This is a genomic window from Mesorhizobium sp. M0011 (assembly GCF_040324155.1).
Classification (GTDB): Bacteria; Pseudomonadota; Alphaproteobacteria; order Rhizobiales; family Rhizobiaceae; genus Mesorhizobium.
In genome coordinates this window covers 192,858-208,964 of sequence record NZ_JAMYVQ010000006.1, presented here as the reverse complement: position 1 = coordinate 208,964, position 16,107 = coordinate 192,858, and the positions used below count along the sequence as shown (strand labels likewise).

Sequence of the window (16,107 nt, the reverse complement as noted above, 5' to 3'; positions counted from 1 at the left end):
AGTCGGATAAGGATATAAAGAAGTCTTTATGTGTAGTCAATGAAATAACGGTAGCGCGGCCGCCAATGCGGAGGCCGGTTTCCGTCCGAGGGATCATCGTTGCCAGAGATCAGACAGTGCCTGTTGGGAACGACATGCCGGCCAGTCTGTGCGCGAAGCCGGACGCCTCGTGCGCATTGATGTCGGCGGCCCGGATCAGATTGTCGAAATGCTGGATCAGCGTCTGGATCGGCTGGGTGGCGTTGAGCACCAGATACATGTCGCCGACATAGATGGCGGCGCGATAGGGGCCGAAGATGGTGTAGGGGATCGAATAGCGCATCCGCCCGTCATAGAGAAACAGCCGGAAGGTCGGATAGAGGTCGTCGAGCAGCGTCGCCATGTGCAGCAGCTGCGCGCGCCGGTCGGCTTCGGGGAAACGGTCCCAGACACCCAGCCCGCGTGCAAAAATCTCCAGCGTGTGGCGCGGCATGCAGACTTCCATGTCGGTTTCCGGCCGCCTGTTGTAGTCGATGCGGTATTGCGTTTCTCCGGCTTGCGCCAGGCGGCTCTTGTTGGTGATGCCGGCTTCGTAGTCGACCAGTGCTTCGGTGCGCAGGAGGTCGGGGATGCCGGCCGGCACGTAGCGGATCTTGGTGCCTGCCGCCTCGGCATGCCATTTGGCCAGCAGCGTGCGGTCGAAACCGTCGGGTGCCTCCTCGATCTCCAGGCTCTCGCGGATTTCGCCGGTGAGACCCTCGTCCTGGCTGAGGCCGAGTAGCCAGTCCAGCGACACTTTGAACTCGGCGGCGATGTTGAGCAGCGTTTCGGCGCGGGGCAGGCGGGTCGAGGCGCCCGACAGCAGCTGCGATAGCGCCGAGCGGTCGATGCCGACCGCGGTCGCGAAGGCCGACTGGTTCAGGTCGGAGCGTGTCAAGAGCATTTTCAGGCGTTCGCGGAAGATCGTCGACAGGTCGCGCTTGTCCATGTGCGGGCTCCACCTCGATTGAGGAAAAATTTGCGCCGAATCGCTTCCGAGCGCGCCTCAGGCGTAAATGAATCCCTAAGGCTGTTTACAATGTATAACATGTGCGGTCGAAAATGCGCAATCGCAACAGCTTGTGCACTTTGTCTCGTTGAGTGGAATCATTTCTCCTGACACTATGCTGTCAGGAGCCAATTGGGGTTTCCGGCGACTGAGGGACAGTGGTCGATAGCATGACGAGCAAGAGCATCAGGCGACACAGCGCACCGGCCATCGAGTGGCCAACCGTGATACTCGCCTTCTTCTGCTACGCAACATGGCTCGCCACCGGTTTTCTGCTCTGGCCATCCTATCCCGTCCTGGCGCTCGCCGTGCTGGCTTTCACCGCTGCACTGCAATCGTCAATCATGCACGAAGTGCTGCACGGTCATCCGACACGCAACGCGCGGGTGAACGAAGCCTTCGTGTTCCTGCCGATCGGTCTGGTCTGGCCATTCCGCCGCTTCAAGACCATCCATCTGCGCCACCACGCCGACGAGCGGCTGACCGACCCGTTGGACGATCCAGAGAGTTATTACCAGGCGCTCTGGCAGCATGACGAGCTGCCGCCGACGATGAAATTCCTGCTCAAGATCAACAACACCATGGCCGGCCGCTTCGTGCTCGGCCCGTGGCTGTCCTGCGTCGGCTTCTTCATCGACGACGCCAAGCAGATGTTCGCCGGCGACAAGGCGATCCGCAAGGCGTGGCTGCTGCACGCGATCGGCCTTGCCGTCGTGCTGCCGATCGTCCAGTTCGGCTTCGGCATCCCGCTGTGGCTTTACATTCTCGTGCCGGTCTGGCTCGGCCAGTCGCTGATCTCGATCCGCACGTTCGCCGAGCATCAATGGTCGGAACATCCGGAAGGTCGCACGGTGATCGTCGAGCGTTCGCCGCTGTCGTTCCTGTTCCTCAACAACAATCTGCACTTCGTCCACCACAAGACCCCGACCGTGGCCTGGTACAAGCTACCCAAGCTGTTTCGTGACCGCCGTGAGGAATGGCTGCGGATGAACAATGGCTATGCCTATCCGAACTATTTCGCGCTGATCAAGGCTTACGCCTTCAAGGCAAAAGAGCCGATCGTGCACCCGGTGCTGCGGCGTCAAGCCGAGCCGGGCAGGGCCTTCAAGCCGCGCATCAGGGCGCGCAGCATCAGCGGGCTTGGCAGTGCGCCGGTTCCCGCCGAGCCGCCCAAGGAATAATCCGGCCTATCCGGGGGTCCGTGTCGGCCAATTCTGATTGGACGCCGCGTTTTTGCGATCCTTTTTCCCGACATGATGATTTGATATCGGCATGAGTGAATTGGTTGCGGCGTTGCCGATGTATGATTGGCCCGAAGTGCGCGGCGAGGTCGACGCGCAATGGGTGCTGCTGCGCGATGCTTTCCGGGGAAAGGGCATTGACGCGCCGGAAACCATCGCGCGTCGCAATGGTGACCTGCCGCCGGTGCCGGGCGGAATTCGTGATGCTGCCGGTGCATTGATCGCACCCGATCCAGCGACATTGCCGCCGGACGAACTCGATTTTCACAGACTGTGGCTGCACCCGGCGCTGCTGTTCGCGCAGACCTGCTGGGGGCCGATGGAACTCGGCCTGTCCAGGCATGTGCAGGTGGTCGCCCAGCCAAGCTACGACGCCTACGAAGGCGGGCAGGGCGAGCTCTATTCCAGCGCTATCGTCATGCTGGCGGATGGCGCGCCGTCGGTTGCCTCGCCCAATGACGGCAGCCCGCTGGTCCCACTCGATCGCATCCGTGGCAAGCGCTTCACCTTCAACAGCCTCGATTCGATGTCGGGGTTCCTCGGTTTGACGCGCGACCTGGAGGCGATGGGCGAGAGCCTTGACCTCTTTGCCTCGCGCAGCGAAAGCGGTGGGCACCGTTCCTCGATCGTGGCAATTGCCGAGGGCAAGGCCGATATAGCGGCCATCGACTGCGAGAGCTGGGCACTGGCGCAGCGTTTCGAGCCGGCGGCGAAAAAGGTGGTGGTCATCGGCTGGACCGGGCGGCGCAAAGGCCTGCCTTACATCACCGCCGCGGTGACACCGGAAAAGACGGTTGGGGCGTTGCGCGAGGCCCTTGCCGGGCTAGCCGAGCAGCCTCGCATCCAACGGGTAGGTTGAGAGCTGTTCGTTGCCGGTCTCGGTGATCAGGATCTGTTCCTCGATCTTGACGCCTTCGCGCCCGCCAAGCCGGCCGATATAGCTTTCCACGCACAGCACCATGCCCGGTTCCAGCACGCCGTCCGGCGTGTCCGATGTCCAGTCGCTGGCATGCGGTAGTGTCGGATACTCGTCGGCCAGGCCGACGCCATGATAGAGCACGCCGTATCGCGTCGGGAAGCAGTCTCCCGGTGGCACGGCCGAGCGCTCGACGAGGTCGCGAAACGAGATGCCCGGCTGCATCAGTGCCGTGTTGTGCTCGATCTGATCGGCGGCGATACGGAACAGGTCGCGCTGTTCATTGGTCGGCTTTGCATCGCCGCACAGCCATGTCCGCGACAGGTCGGCGCAGAAGCCGTAGGGACCGATCAGGTCGGTGTCGAAGGCGACGAGGTCGCCTGATACAATCTTGCGTGACGAGCATTCCTGGAACCATGGGTTGGTGCGCGGACCTGACGTCAGCAGCCGGGTCTCGATCCATTCGCCGCCGCGCGCGATGTTGCCGCGATGCAGTTCCGCCCACAACTCATTTTCGGAAATGCCAGGCTTCAGCGCCTGTTCCATTTCGCCCATCGCCGCCTCGCAGGCGACGATGGCGCGGCGCATGGCGAGGATTTCGTCAGGCGACTTGATCAGCCGCGCATTTTCCATCACCGCTTCGCCATTGCCGATGGAGATACCAAGCCGCGCCAGTTCCTCGACGCCTTCCGGGTTGATGTGATCGACGGCGATGCGGCTGTTGCCGCCGCCATGCTCTTTCACCAGATCGGCGATCCCGGCGGCCCAGCGGCGGACTTTTTGCTCGGTCAACTCGCCGCTATAGAGGTACATCCACGACACCGCCGGCCGCACCTCGTCGACGACGCCGGAATGATCGGACAGGTGCTCGCAGGAAAAATAGTCGAACAGCACCACCGGGCCGTCGGTGGCGACAAAGCAATGCCGCGTCGGGTTGTGCGCCACCCACAGCTGCATGTTGGTCGAGTCGGTGGCGTAGCGGATGTTGACGGGGTCGTAGAGCAGGGCGCCGGCATAGCCGCGCCGCTTCAGCTCGGCGCGGATACGCTCCAGCCGGTATTGACGCATGGCAGGCAGATCGGGCGCGGCAATGCCTGCCGCGGCCCATTCAGCTTCGGCCTGCGCGCCATAGCCCAGCACATGCTGGTTGAGCGAAGCCGCCTTCCGGCGGGAGGCGTCGCGGAGGGCCTCGATCGAGCCTGGCTCGAACGGCATGATCTTGCGATGGCGGCCAAAGCTGCCCTTCGGCCCCGCGCTGTCCATGGTCGAACCTCAGGTCCGCATCTTCTCGCCGCTCGGGTCGAAAGGCGCTTCGACGTTGATGCGGGCCGGCCGGCGGTGTCCGAGGATCTCGATCTCGAACAGGCCCGCGCTTTCGTCCTCGGCAAGAGCCGCCGGCACATAGCCTTGCGCCATCGACTTCTGCACATAATGCGCATAGCCGCCCGACGTGACCCAGCCAACCACGCGCCAGTCGCCGTCGACGATGCCGCGCACGGCGGACGCGCCTTCGGCAGCCTTGGAGCCGCGTATTTCCTTGCCGCCCTTGTCGAAGCGTGGCGCGCCATAGCCATGCGGCTTTTCCACCGTGCCGTAGTCCTTGCTGACCTTGGCCCAGATCGGTTCGTCGCCCATGACGTCGGCGTCGGCGGCATCGACGATGAAGGAGACGCGGCGCAGCTTCGGACCCTCGACCTGTTCCTTGGCGGCAGCCTCGCGGCCGATGAAGTCGTTCTTCTCCAGTTTGATGAAGCGGTCCATCGCCCCTTCGAACGGGCCGTAGATCGGCCGCAACTCGCGGAACCAGGTCGGAAAATTCTTTTCGAGGCGCATGGAGAGCAGCGCGCGCATGCCGAAATCGACAAGGCCGAATTCCTCGCCGGCGTCCTTGATCGCTTTGTAAACCAGGCGCTCGTAGGCCGGCGCCATCCAGATTTCATAGCCGAGGTCGCCGGTGTAGGTGATGCGGTTGACCATGCAGGGCGCCCCGCCGACCGCCATCTCGCGGAAATCCATGAAGCGGAAGGCTTTTGTCGAGACGTCGACATCGACCAGTTTCTGCAGCAAGTCCCGTGATTTCGGCCCGGCGATCGACAGGCCGACCAGGGTCTGGTCGAAGCGGTGGATGCGCACCGTTCCGTCCTTCGGCAGGTGCTTCTCGAACCAGCGCATGTGGTATTTCTGCGCCGCCGACGAGCCCCAGATCATGAAGCGGTCTTCTGCCGCCTTGGCGATGGTGAAGTCGCCGATCAGCTTGCCGAATTCGTTGAGCATCGGCGTCAACACGATGCGGCGGGTCTTCGGCATGCGGTTGGTCATCAGCCGGTTGAGGAAATCCTCGGCCGCGGGTCCCGAGACTTCGTATTTGGCAAAATTGGCGATCTCGGTGACACCGACACGCTCACGCGTGGCGCGCACTTCCTCGCCGATCGGCCCAAAATCGTTGGAGCGGTGGAAGGAGACGATATCCCTGGGTTCCTTGCCTTCAGGTGCGAACCAGAGCGGTGTCTCAAGGCCCCAGCTGTCGCCCATGACGGCGTTGTTGGCCAGCATCGTGTCGTAGAGCGGGGTCGTCTGCGCCGGGCGTGCCGCCGGGAGTTCCTCATTGGGGAAGCGGATGGAGAAGCGGCGCGAATAGTTTTCGCGCACCTTGGCGTTGGTGTAGCGCAGGCCGGCCCATTCGCCGAAGCGGGTGACATCCATGCCCCAGACGTCGAAGCCGGGATCGCCATGGACCATCCAGTTCGACAGCGCCAAGCCGACGCCGCCGCCCTGGCTGAAGCCGGCCATCACGGCGCAGGCGCACCAAAAATTGGTCAGGCCCTGCACCGGGCCGACCAGCGGGTTGCCGTCGAGCGCGAAGGTGAAGGGGCCGTTGATGATCTGCTTGATGCCGGCCTTCTCGATGCCGGGGAAATGCTTGAAGCCGATTTCCAGCGACGGCGCGATGCGGTCGAGGTCGGGCGGCAGCAATTCATGGCCGAAATCCCACGGCGTGTTGACCGGCGACCACGGCTTGCAGGCCTTCTCATAGGTGCCGAGCAGGATGCCGTTGCGCTCCTGGCGGGTGTAGATCTCGCCCTTGAAGTCGAGCACGCCGATCATTTCGCGGCCGGTCGACTTGTTGAACTCCTCGACCTCCGGCATCGGCTCGGTCAAGAGATACATGTGCTCCATGGCCAGAACCGGCAGCTCGACGCCGACCATGCGGCCGATCTCGCGCGCCCACAGGCCGCCGCAGTTGACGACATGCTCGGCCTTCACCGTGCCCTGTTCGGTGACGACGTTCCAGGTGCCGTCGACCTCCTGTGTCAGTTCCACAACGCGGTTGCGCAGCACGATCTCGGCGCCGAGTTTTTTTGCCGCCTTGGAGTAGGCGATGGTGGTGCCCGACGGATCGAGATGGCCTTCCACCGGATCCCACATGGCGCCGACGAAATTGGTCTCGTCCATCAGCGGAAACATCGCCTTGGCTTCGGACGGGGTGATCAGCTCTGTGTCCATGCCGAGATAGCGGCCCTTGGCGTGGGCCAGCCGCAGGAAATCCATGCGCTCTGGCGTATCAGCCATCATCACGCCGCCGGTCAGGTGCAGCGAGCAGGACTGGCCGGATATCTCCTCGATCTCCTTGTAGAGCTGCACCGTATAGGCCTGCAGCTTGGCGACGTTGGGGTCGCCGTTCAGCGTGTGGAAGCCTCCCGCCGCATGCCAGGACGAGCCCGAGGTGAGCTCCGAGCGCTCGATCAGCATGATGTCGGTCCAGCCGGCCTTGGCCAGATGGTAGAGAACCGAGCAGCCGACGACGCCGCCGCCGATGACAACCGCTTTTACGTGAGATTTCATCTAGATAAGTCCGTTTTTGAAGAGATTGAATTGGGTGAGCGGGGTGTGAAGACAAAGCGGAGATCGGATGCAGCGATGTTCTCGGCCAGCCTGCCATCAAGCGCGGCGAGGATGGTTTCACAGACCGACGTGCGATGTTTCAGGACGTCATGGTTCCAAACACGCAGGATCGAATAGCCTTGAGCGCGCATGAAGTCGTCGCGGTGGCGGTCATATGAACTGCCGGCGTGTTGGTGCCCGTCGATTTCCACGACAAGCCAATTTTCGCGGCAAGCGAAGTCAGCGTAGTATGGTTCGATAGAGAACTGTCGCGTGAACTTGTAACCGCCAAGCTTGCGGGCTTTTAACTCAAGCCAAAGCAGCGCTTCGGCTTGATTGTCGCCTTGCCTGAGTTTTCTCGCTCGCCGAGTTGTGCCTGTTTTTCGGCGGCTGCGCGTTTCATGAACGGCTTCCCCCACTCCGTCGCCGCTTCGCGGCGCCACCTTTCCCCCCTCCGGAGGGAGAGGAAGGGAGCCAGCCTGTATAAGCTCGCACCTTTCCTCTACCCCGTCGATCGGGGGAGAGGTGTCGAGCGTAGCTCGACGGAGTGGGGGTCGACTGTTCATCAAAGCAATGCTTCCGCCTGGTTGCCCGCTTGCCGTAGGTTACGCGCTATCTTCGTTGTACCAATTTTGCGGCGGCTGCGCGTTTCAGGAACGGCTTCCCCCACTCCGTCGCCGCTTCGCGACGCCACCTCTCCCCCCTCTGGAGGGAGAGGAAAGAGCCAGCCGGTATAAGTTCGCGCCTTTCCTCTCCCCCGTCGATCGGGGGAGAGGTGTCGAGCGCCGCTCGACGGAGTGGGGGTCGACTGTTCATCAACAACACGGCCGATCAAAAATCGGTCGGCGCGCCGCCTTCGGACCGCCGCTTGGCGACGAAGGCGTTGAGTTCCTCGCGGATGGCCGGGTCCATGTAAGGCTCCTCATAGGACGCCAGCCGCTCCTTCCAGACCTTGTTGGCCTTTTCGAGCGCCGTCGGCGAGCCGGCTTCCGCCCAGGTCTCGTAATTGCGCCAGTCGGAGAGGATCGGCGAGTAGAAGGCGGTCTTGTAGCGGTCCTGCGTGTGCTGCGTGCCGAAGAAATGGCCGCCAGGGCCGACCGACTGGATGGCGTCGAAGCCGAGTGCCTCTTCGGAAAGATCGAGGGGGGTCAGGAATTCGGCGACCATCTGCAGCAGGTCGATGTCCAGGATGGTCTTCTCGTAGGAGCAGCGCAGGCCGCCCTCGAGCCAGCCGGCGGCATGCATCATCAGATTGCCGCCGCCCTGGATGGCGCCCCACAGCGAGAACACGCTTTCATAAGCCGCCTGCGCGTCGACCGTGTTGGCGGCGCAAGTGTTGGAGGTGCGGTAGGGGATGTTGTAGCGGCGGGCAAGCTGGCCGCCGACAAGCTGCGCCTTCATGTATTCCGGCGTGCCGAACGCCGGCGAACCGGACTTCATGTCGACATTGGAGGTGAAGCCGCCATAGCCGACGGGCGCGCCCTTGCGCACCATCTGGGCGAAGGCGATGCCGGCAAGCGCCTCGGCGTTCTGCTGCACCAGTGCGCCGGCGATGGTGACAGGCGCCATGGCCCCCGACAGGGTGAACGGCGTCACGACGACGACCTGGCCCTTGCTCGACATCTGGATGATGCCTTCCATCATCGGCACATCGAGTTTCAGCGGCGAATTGGTGTTGATGATGGTGAAGACCGACGGCTCTTCCAGCATCTGCTCGTGGCTGATGCCGCGCGCGATCCTGGCGATCTCGATGCCGTCGACATTGCGCTCCTTGCCGAGCGAATAGATGTGGAACACCTTGTCGGTGAGCACGCTGAGATCCCGGATGCATTCGAGGTGGCGGACGGACGGATGGATATCGGTCGGCTCGACCGGATAGCCGCCCGTGCAGTTCAGGATGTTGTGCATCTGCGCAAGCTTGAGGAAGTTGCGGTAGTCCTGCTGGTTGCCGGGCCGGCGGCCACGATCGATATCGGAGCAATTGGGCGCCGACGCCATCATCGAGATGATCACATTGTTGCCGCCGAAGCGCACATTGTGAGCGGGATTGCGGGCATGGATGGTGAACTCCGACGGGCAGTGCGACACCAGTTCCAAGATCATGTCGCTGTCGAAGCGCACCCGTTCGCTGCCGTCGCGCACATCGGCGCCATGCGCCTTCATGATGCTCCGGGCCTCGTCATGCAGCACGTCGACGCCGATTTCCCGCAGCACGCGCAGGGAAGCGAGGTGGATCGATTCCAGCTCGTCGTCGGAGACCAGCCTGGTTGGCGCCAGCGGGTTCTTCAGCTGGCGAAAAGCCGGCTGCTCGAACGCGGCCGAGCCGCCGGCGCGCTTTCCGGCGCGGCCGCCGCGACGGGCGCGGTCAGTGGCCAATGCCGGTTCCAAGGGTTGTAGGGCGGCGGTCATGATGGTCCTCGTAGGATGCGATAGCGGGCGGCATAATGGACCGGCGGCTGCCCAGCCATTGCGGAGGCGGCGACCACTAGGGCGAGGGAAGCGACATGCCGGAACGGCAGTTGCGCGGCCACGACATCGGCCTGATCCCGCCGCCTCGTTGGCTTAAGCGGATTTCGGCGGCCGGCCCTTCCTTTCCCGGGATCGAACCGATAGCTACTCGGCTTGCCGGCCGGATGGCCAGCAGTTCATTTGGATGGCAGCATGGTCGCGACCGGCTCAAGCGAAGGCGAAGCAGGAACGCAATGGGCAGCGCTTGCCGGCGTCACCGCGGCACTTGCCATGTTCGGCGCTGCGCAGGGGTTGAGCTCGCCGCTGTTCACGCTGCTGATGCAGAAACAGGGCATGTCGCCGGCGCTGATCGGCTTGTCGGCGGCGATGATGCCGCTCGGGCTGATCCTTTCGGCTTCCTTCGTGCCGGCCGCGGTGCGGCTGGTCGGTGGGCGCAACCTGGCGGTCGGCTGCTCGCTGATCGGCGCGCTCTGCTTCCTGGGCATCGGCTATCTGCAGGACTGGGTGGCCTGGTTCGTCATCCGCTTCATCATCGGCGTCGTCATCAACCCGCTCTACATTCTCGGCGAGGTGTGGGCACTGTCGCTGGCGCCGCCATCGCGGCGCGGCAGGGTGATGGGCGTGTTCAACACGCTGATGGGCGCCGGTTACGCCGCCGGACCATTCGCGCTGACCCTGCTCGGTACGTCGGGCTGGGCGCCCTTCATGGTCGGCGTCGCCGGTTTCGCGCTCTGCGCGGTGATCCTGCGCGCCGTCTCGTCTAAGCTCACCGGTTTCGAGGATGACGACCAGCCTGCCAGCGGTCTTGTCGGCTTCGCCGGGATGGCGCCGGCGCTGTTGCTTGCCGTGCTTGTCTCGGCGGCGGTCCAGCAGAGCACCTATGCGCTGGTGCCGGTCTTCGGCGCCAGCTACGGCTTGGCGGAAGCCGTTCTGGCCTCGCTGGTGATGGCGCTTTCACTCGGCAACATCCTGCTGCAGATACCACTCGGCCTTCTGGCGGAGCGTTTTGGCGGCCGCCCCATGATCATCGTCTGCGCGCTGGCAACAACCGTTTGCGCGCTTTTGCTGCCTCTGCTGATCACAACGCCGTTGATCTGGGTCGTGCTGCTGGTGATGGGCGCGGTCGGTTACGGCGTCTACACCATGGCATTGGTCGAACTCGGCAGCCGGTTCAAGGGCTCTGTGCTGGTCGCCGGCAACGCTGCCTTTGCACTGATGTGGGGCGTCGGTGGCATCGTCGGCCCACCCGGTGCCGGCCTGCTCATGCAAGGCATCGGCCCGCTCGGGCTGCCGGTCGTGATCGCCGGCCTTGACGCGGTGCTGGTGATGTTCGCGCTGTATCGGTCGTCCGTGCGCCGAGCTTCCTGACAAGCCCAACCTCCTGACAGGCCCAACCTCCTGACAGGCCCAACCTCCTGACAGGCATTGTCCGGAGAAAGCCGTTTTCGCCTGCCAGGGGCTTACCACCACGTTGCTCAATCGCTAATCCTGCAGCCTCGATAGCGGTGCGCACATGAATTTGGTTGAATCGAACAAGGACGAGACGATGCAATGGGCAGCGATCACCGGTGTGATCGCGACCGTCTCGGTGTTCGCCATCGCGCAAGGGTTGTCCTATCCGCTGCTGAGTTTCATCCTGCAGCGCCAGGGCGTTTCGCCAGCGATGATCGGCTTGTCGGCGGCCATGACGCCGATCGGTTTCATCCTGTCGTCGCCATTGATCCCGGCGCTGGCGCGGCGGTTCGGGGCAGGGCGCACGGCGCTTACCTGTGCGGCCCTTTCGGCTGTCGTGCTGGCGCTGATCGGCTGGACGCAAAATGTCTATTTGTGGTTTCCCCTGCGCTTCCTGATCGGTGTGGTGACCAACCCGCTCTATGTGCTGAGCGAAATCTGGGTCATCGCGCTGGCGCCGCCGGCGCGGCGAGGGCGCGTCATGGGTGTCTATTCGACGATCATCTCGGCCGGTTTCGCGGCCGGGCCGCTATGCCTGCTTGCAGTCGGCACCGAGGGCTGGCCGCCCTTCCTCGTCGGCATCTCCGCCTTCGTGCTGTGCGGCATCTGCCTGGGCTTGGTGCTGCCGCGCTTGCCCAAGGTCGACGAGGCCGGGCATCAAGTTTCCGTCCTGGGTTTCGTGCCGCTGGCGTGGCTGCTTTTGTTTGCCGTCATAGTCGCCGCCGGTTTCGAACAGGGCGCGCTGGCGTTGCTGCCTGTCTATGGCACCCATCACGGCATTACCGAGATCCGCATGTCGGCGCTGCTGTCGGTGATGATTGCCGGCAATATCGCTATGCAGGTACCGCTAGGCCTGCTGGCGGAAAGGCTTTCCGCGCGCCTGGTGCGGCTCGCCTGCGTCGCGATCACGGTGCTCGGCTGCGTCCTGCTTCCGCTTCTCATCGAATCGCCGCTCATCTGGCCAATGATCTTTGTCTGGGGCGCGGTTTCCTACGGCATCTACACGATGTCGATCATTGAGCTCGGCGAACGCTTCACCGGCTCCGCACTGGTTGCCGGTAATGCGGCCTTTTCCTTGATGTGGGGCGTCGGCGGTATCGCCGTGCCGCCGCTGGCGGGCGGCGCGATGGATATTCTGGGTGCCGGCGGGCTGCCGATCACGCTTGGGCTGCTGTGCCTGGCGCTGGCTATTGCTAGCCTCGCTGGTCGGCGGAAAGCCTCAATCGTGCGCTGAGAATATCGATACAGCCTGTCGGCGTTGGCCTTTTCAAAGCAACGCGTTTATCGGAGACCTCATGACCAAGCCTGCCACCCAGACGCCGAATTCCACCCCCTCGACCGACGATCCCTTCCTCTGGCTGGAGGACAGGACGGCCAAGCAGTCACTGGACTGGGTACATCGCCAGAACGAGGTCACGGTTGGCGAATTGCAGGGTGATCCGTCCTATCAGGCGTCGTTCCAGACCGCGCTCGACCTGATGACGGCCGAGGACAACATCGCGGTCGGCGCCGCCATTGCCGGCCATGTCTATAATTTCTGGCAGGACAAGACCAATGTGCTCGGACTCTGGCGCCGCACGACCGTCGCTTCCTACAAGACCGAGAAGCCCGACTGGGAAACGATCATCGACTTCGACCAGCTTGCGGCGAAGGAGGGGGTAAAATGGGTTTTTGGCGGCGCAAGCCGACTCTATCCGGACTTCAACCGTTGCCTGGTGAGTATGTCGCCGGATGGCGGCGACGCCAGCGAGATGCGCGAATTCGACATCGCGACCAAGTCGTTTGTCGAGGGTGGGTTTCGTGCACCCGCTTCCAAGTCGGGCTTCAGCTGGCTGGATAAGGACACCGTGATTGTTTCGGCCGCTTTCGACGAGGCCGACAAGACCGAGTCCGGCTATCCGCGAGTCATAAAGCTGTGGAAGCGCGGTACCAAGCTGGAAGACGCGACGCCGATCTTCGAGGCGCAGAAAGAGGATCTCGCCGTTGGTGCCGCTGTCGAGTACGACGGTGACAGACGTTATCTGGTCCTGGCTCGAACGCTGAATTTCTTCGCTTCGCACATCTTCCTTCGGCTGCCTTCCGGCGAAAACAAACAACTGCCGCTACCGGACGACATGACCGATACGGCAATATTCAGGGATCAGCTCGTGTTCGGCGTACGCAGTCCATGGACGGCGCCCGACGGCACGGTTTGCAAGCCCGACGGCCTCTATTCGCTGGATCTCGCGCACTGGGTCAAGATCGGCGCGCTCGGACCTGTCGAAACCTTGTTCGAGCCGGCATATCGCGTTTCCATAGCCGGCGTTGCCCGCACGCGGGACCGGCTGTTCATCAGCCTGATGGACAATGTGCGCGGCAAGGTCGTCGTCTGCGAGCGCAAGGATGGCAACTGGTCGCTGAAACCGGTGGCGCTGCCCGAAAATGGCAATGTCGGCATCAGCCATGCCGAGCAGTTCGGCTCGAGCGTGTCCTTCTCCTTCACCGATTTCCTGACGCCGAGTTCGATCATCTGGTCTGACGACAATGGCGAGACGCTAGAAACCGTGAAGTCGCAGCCGGCGCGTTTCGATGCCTCGCCGCTGATCTCGGAACAGTTCGAGGCGCGCTCCAAGGACGGCACGATGATCCCTTATTTCGTCGTCAGGCGGCGCGATCAGAAGGGGCCGGTGCCGACGCTGCTTTACGGCTATGGCGGTTTCGAAGTGCCGCTGCTGCCCGGCTATGCCGGCGTGCGCGGCAGGCTATGGCTGGAAAAGGGCAATGCCTATGTGCAGGCCTGCATCCGTGGCGGCGGCGAGTTCGGCCCGGCCTGGCATCAAGCGGCGCTCAAGGGCAATCGCCAAAACGGATTCGATGATTTCGCAGCGGTCGCGCAGGACGTCGTCAAGCGCGGCATCGCGACAGCAAGCTCACTCGGCATCCAGGGTGGTTCGAATGGCGGCTTGCTGACCGGCGTTTCCTTGACGCAGCATCCCGAGCTTTTCGGCGCCGTCATTATCGAGGTGCCGCTGCTCGACATGCTGCGTTACGCCGAATTGCCGCCCGGCGCCTCGTGGATGGCCGAATACGGCGATCCGTCGAAACCCGAAGACGCGAAGTGGCTTTCAGCCTACTCGCCCTACCAGCATGTCGACGCCGCTGCCGCCTATCCGCCGGTGCTGCTGACCACATCGACCGCTGACGATCGGGTCCATCCCGGCCATGCGCGCAAGATGGCCGCCCGCCTGCAGGAAGCCGGCCATGCCAGGACGCTGTTCTTCGAGGAGACCGAGGGCGGCCATGGCGGGCGTGGCGACCGCCGGCCGCAGGCGGCGCAGACGGCGATGAAATATGTCTTCCTGCAGAGGGCGCTGACAGCCAAGGCCTAGACTCATTCCGTTATGGGCCAAGCAAAGGGTGGTTCTCCTCGACCAGCCTTTGCTCTAAGATGGCTTCCATGGCTCTCGTCAGGATGTTGATTGACGCATTTGAGGCTCGCGCATTGCGGGTCGCGGTGACGCCGTCACCGCGTACGCTGCGCGCCGAGCTTTTGCGGCTGTGCGCCCGCATCGGCTATTCGCCACCTCTCTGCCTCTGAAGCATTCGCCCCGGCTTGCCGGATAGAATCCAGAGGAAAGATCAGACATGACCTATCAGAATTATTCGCTGAAGCAGCTTCAGCAGATCGACGCCGCGCATCATCTGCATCCGTTCACCGACCACAAGGAAATGCGCGGGGCCGGGTCGCGCATCATCACCCATGCCAACGGCCCTTTCATCTACGATTCCGAAGGGGCTGAAATCCTCGACGGTATGGCCGGGCTGTGGTGCGTCAACATCGGCTATGGCCGTGACGAGCTGGCCGACGCCGCCTATGCCCAGATGAAGGAACTGCCTTATTACAACTCCTTCTTCAAATGCTCGACGCCGACGCCAGTGCTGCTGTCCAAGAAGCTGGCGGAGATCGCGCCGAAGCACGTCAACCAGGTGTTCTATGGCTCGTCGGGCTCGGAGGCCAACGACACGGCCCTGCGTCTCGTGCGCCACTATTGGGTGCTGGAAGGCCAGCCGGAGAAGAACCGCATCATCTCGCGCAAGATGGCCTATCACGGCTCGACCGTTGCCGGCACCTCGCTCGGCGGCATGGATGGTATGCACAAGCAGCTCAACGGAGCGGTGCCCAACATAGTCCATGTGATGATGCCCTACGCCTATGAACTGGCGCTGCCCGGCGAGAGCGATCATGATTTCGGCCTGCGCGCGGCCGGGGCTGTCGAGGAGGCGATCCTCGAAGCCGGCGCCGACAAGGTTGCCGCGTTTATCGGCGAGCCGGTCATGGGGGCGGGCGGCGTGAAGATACCGCCGGCGAGCTATTGGCCGGAAGTGCAGCGCATCTGCCGCAAATACGATGTCCTGCTGATGCTGGACGAAGTCATCACCGGTTATGGCCGCACCGGCGAATGGTTCGCCGCCCAGACGCTCGGCATCGAGCCCGACACGATCACCACCGCCAAGGCTCTGACCTCGGGCTATCAACCGCTGTCGGCATTGCTGGTTGGCGACCGCATCGCCTCGACGCTGGTCGAGAAGGGCGGCGAGTTCAACCATGGCTACACCTATTCCGGCCACCCGGTGGCCTGCGCCGTGGCGCTGAAGAACCTCGAGATCATCGAGCGCGAAGGGCTGGTCGACCGCGTCAGGAACGACACCGGTCCTTATTTCGCCAAGGCGTTGCAGGAGCGCATTGCCGGACATGATCTGGTCGGCGAGGTGCGTTCGATCGGACTGATGGGCGCGATCGAGATCGTCAAGGACAAGGCGACCAAGGAGCGGTTCCTGCCGGCTGGAAGTGCGGCGGTGACCGTGCGCGATCATGCCATCGCGCACGGCATGATGCTGCGCGCTACCGGCGACACGATGATCCTGTCGCCGCCGCTGATCTGGACCCGCGATACGATCGATATGGCCTGCGATCGCATCTCGAAGGCGCTGGATCTGGCGCAAGCCGATCTGCGCAAGCGGTAGAACTCGACCCCTCGGCTGGGCGCTCCTCGGCGGGAGCGCCCAGCCTTGAGGCCATGCTGACGCGGGGAGCGAACGAATTCCACCACAAGCGCGTAGTGTGTGGGGCTGCGGCTGAT

Annotated in this window: 11 protein-coding genes; 6 read left to right on the top strand and 5 right to left on the bottom strand. The window is 63.3% G+C overall.

The features are described from left to right. Nucleotides 1-109: 109 nt before the first annotated feature. On the bottom strand, nucleotides 110-967 hold the full coding sequence (locus NKK51_RS09585; protein WP_023812292.1) for a helix-turn-helix domain-containing protein: 858 nt from the start codon (nucleotides 965-967) through the stop codon (nucleotides 110-112). 230 nt (nucleotides 968-1,197) lie between these two features. On the opposite strand from NKK51_RS09585, the gene NKK51_RS09580 reads away from it, so the two are divergent. Then, complete coding sequence (locus NKK51_RS09580; RefSeq protein ID WP_352552465.1) at nucleotides 1,198-2,208, top strand: fatty acid desaturase; 1,011 nt, start codon at nucleotides 1,198-1,200, stop codon at nucleotides 2,206-2,208. A 91-nt stretch (nucleotides 2,209-2,299) separates the two neighbouring features. Further along, entirely contained in the window at nucleotides 2,300-3,127 is an 828-nt protein-coding gene (locus NKK51_RS09575; RefSeq protein ID WP_023812290.1) for a phosphate/phosphite/phosphonate ABC transporter substrate-binding protein, read from the top strand. Here NKK51_RS09575 and NKK51_RS09570 read toward each other — a convergent pair. From NKK51_RS09570 to NKK51_RS09555, 4 genes are all read right to left on the bottom strand, one after another. Continuing rightward, nucleotides 3,092-4,447, bottom strand: a complete 1,356-nt coding sequence (locus NKK51_RS09570; RefSeq protein ID WP_023812289.1) for a M24 family metallopeptidase — start codon at nucleotides 4,445-4,447, stop codon at nucleotides 3,092-3,094. The genes NKK51_RS09575 and NKK51_RS09570 overlap by 36 nt on opposite strands. A gap of 9 nt (nucleotides 4,448-4,456) precedes the next feature. After that, nucleotides 4,457-7,027 (bottom strand): GcvT family protein, encoded by a 2,571-nt coding sequence (locus NKK51_RS09565; RefSeq protein ID WP_128303962.1) that lies wholly within the window; start codon nucleotides 7,025-7,027, stop codon nucleotides 4,457-4,459. After that, on the bottom strand, nucleotides 7,024-7,509 hold the full coding sequence (locus NKK51_RS09560) for an endonuclease domain-containing protein (protein ID WP_128303963.1): 486 nt from the start codon (nucleotides 7,507-7,509) through the stop codon (nucleotides 7,024-7,026). Before NKK51_RS09560 ends, NKK51_RS09565 begins: the two co-directional genes overlap by 4 nt. Nucleotides 7,510-7,897: 388 nt before the next feature. Then, nucleotides 7,898-9,475 (bottom strand): trimethylamine methyltransferase family protein, encoded by a 1,578-nt coding sequence (locus NKK51_RS09555; RefSeq protein ID WP_023812287.1) that lies wholly within the window; start codon nucleotides 9,473-9,475, stop codon nucleotides 7,898-7,900. 252 nt (nucleotides 9,476-9,727) lie between these two features. Here NKK51_RS09555 and NKK51_RS09550 point away from each other — a divergent pair, with 252 nt between their 5' ends. The 4 genes from NKK51_RS09550 (at nucleotide 9,728) to NKK51_RS09535 (ending at nucleotide 15,991) form a co-directional block, all read left to right on the top strand. Then, nucleotides 9,728-10,903, top strand: a complete 1,176-nt coding sequence (locus NKK51_RS09550) for an MFS transporter (RefSeq protein WP_352552463.1) — start codon at nucleotides 9,728-9,730, stop codon at nucleotides 10,901-10,903. Nucleotides 10,904-11,048: 145 nt separating this feature from the next. Beyond that, nucleotides 11,049-12,221, top strand: a complete 1,173-nt coding sequence (locus NKK51_RS09545; protein WP_023812286.1) for an MFS transporter — start codon at nucleotides 11,049-11,051, stop codon at nucleotides 12,219-12,221. 61 nt (nucleotides 12,222-12,282) lie between these two features. Next, the gene (locus tag NKK51_RS09540) at nucleotides 12,283-14,355 is read left to right on the top strand and encodes a prolyl oligopeptidase family serine peptidase (RefSeq protein WP_352552461.1); all 2,073 of its coding nucleotides are present in this window, start codon (nucleotides 12,283-12,285) and stop codon (nucleotides 14,353-14,355) included. Between the two features lie 256 nt (nucleotides 14,356-14,611). After that, a complete protein-coding gene (locus tag NKK51_RS09535; RefSeq protein WP_128303967.1) occupies nucleotides 14,612-15,991 on the top strand; it encodes an aspartate aminotransferase family protein in 1,380 nt (459 codons plus the stop codon). Nucleotides 15,992-16,107 lie beyond the last annotated feature (116 nt).

What these genes read in the sequence shown, in the direction of transcription:
- NKK51_RS09565 (WP_128303962.1), bottom strand. Translation starts at nt 7,027, where the DNA reads ATGAAATCTCACGTAAAAGCGGTTGTCATCGGCGGCGGCGTCGTCGGC.
- NKK51_RS09575 (WP_023812290.1), top strand. Translation starts at nt 2,300, where the DNA reads ATGAGTGAATTGGTTGCGGCGTTGCCGATGTATGATTGGCCCGAAGTG.
- NKK51_RS09580 (WP_352552465.1), top strand. Translation starts at nt 1,198, where the DNA reads ATGACGAGCAAGAGCATCAGGCGACACAGCGCACCGGCCATCGAGTGG.
- NKK51_RS09585 (WP_023812292.1), bottom strand. Translation starts at nt 967, where the DNA reads ATGGACAAGCGCGACCTGTCGACGATCTTCCGCGAACGCCTGAAAATG.
- NKK51_RS09545 (WP_023812286.1), top strand. Translation starts at nt 11,049, where the DNA reads ATGAATTTGGTTGAATCGAACAAGGACGAGACGATGCAATGGGCAGCG.
- NKK51_RS09570 (WP_023812289.1), bottom strand. Translation starts at nt 4,447, where the DNA reads ATGGACAGCGCGGGGCCGAAGGGCAGCTTTGGCCGCCATCGCAAGATC.
- NKK51_RS09540 (WP_352552461.1), top strand. Translation starts at nt 12,283, where the DNA reads ATGACCAAGCCTGCCACCCAGACGCCGAATTCCACCCCCTCGACCGAC.
- NKK51_RS09535 (WP_128303967.1), top strand. Translation starts at nt 14,612, where the DNA reads ATGACCTATCAGAATTATTCGCTGAAGCAGCTTCAGCAGATCGACGCC.
- NKK51_RS09555 (WP_023812287.1), bottom strand. Translation starts at nt 9,475, where the DNA reads ATGACCGCCGCCCTACAACCCTTGGAACCGGCATTGGCCACTGACCGC.
- NKK51_RS09550 (WP_352552463.1), top strand. Translation starts at nt 9,728, where the DNA reads ATGGTCGCGACCGGCTCAAGCGAAGGCGAAGCAGGAACGCAATGGGCA.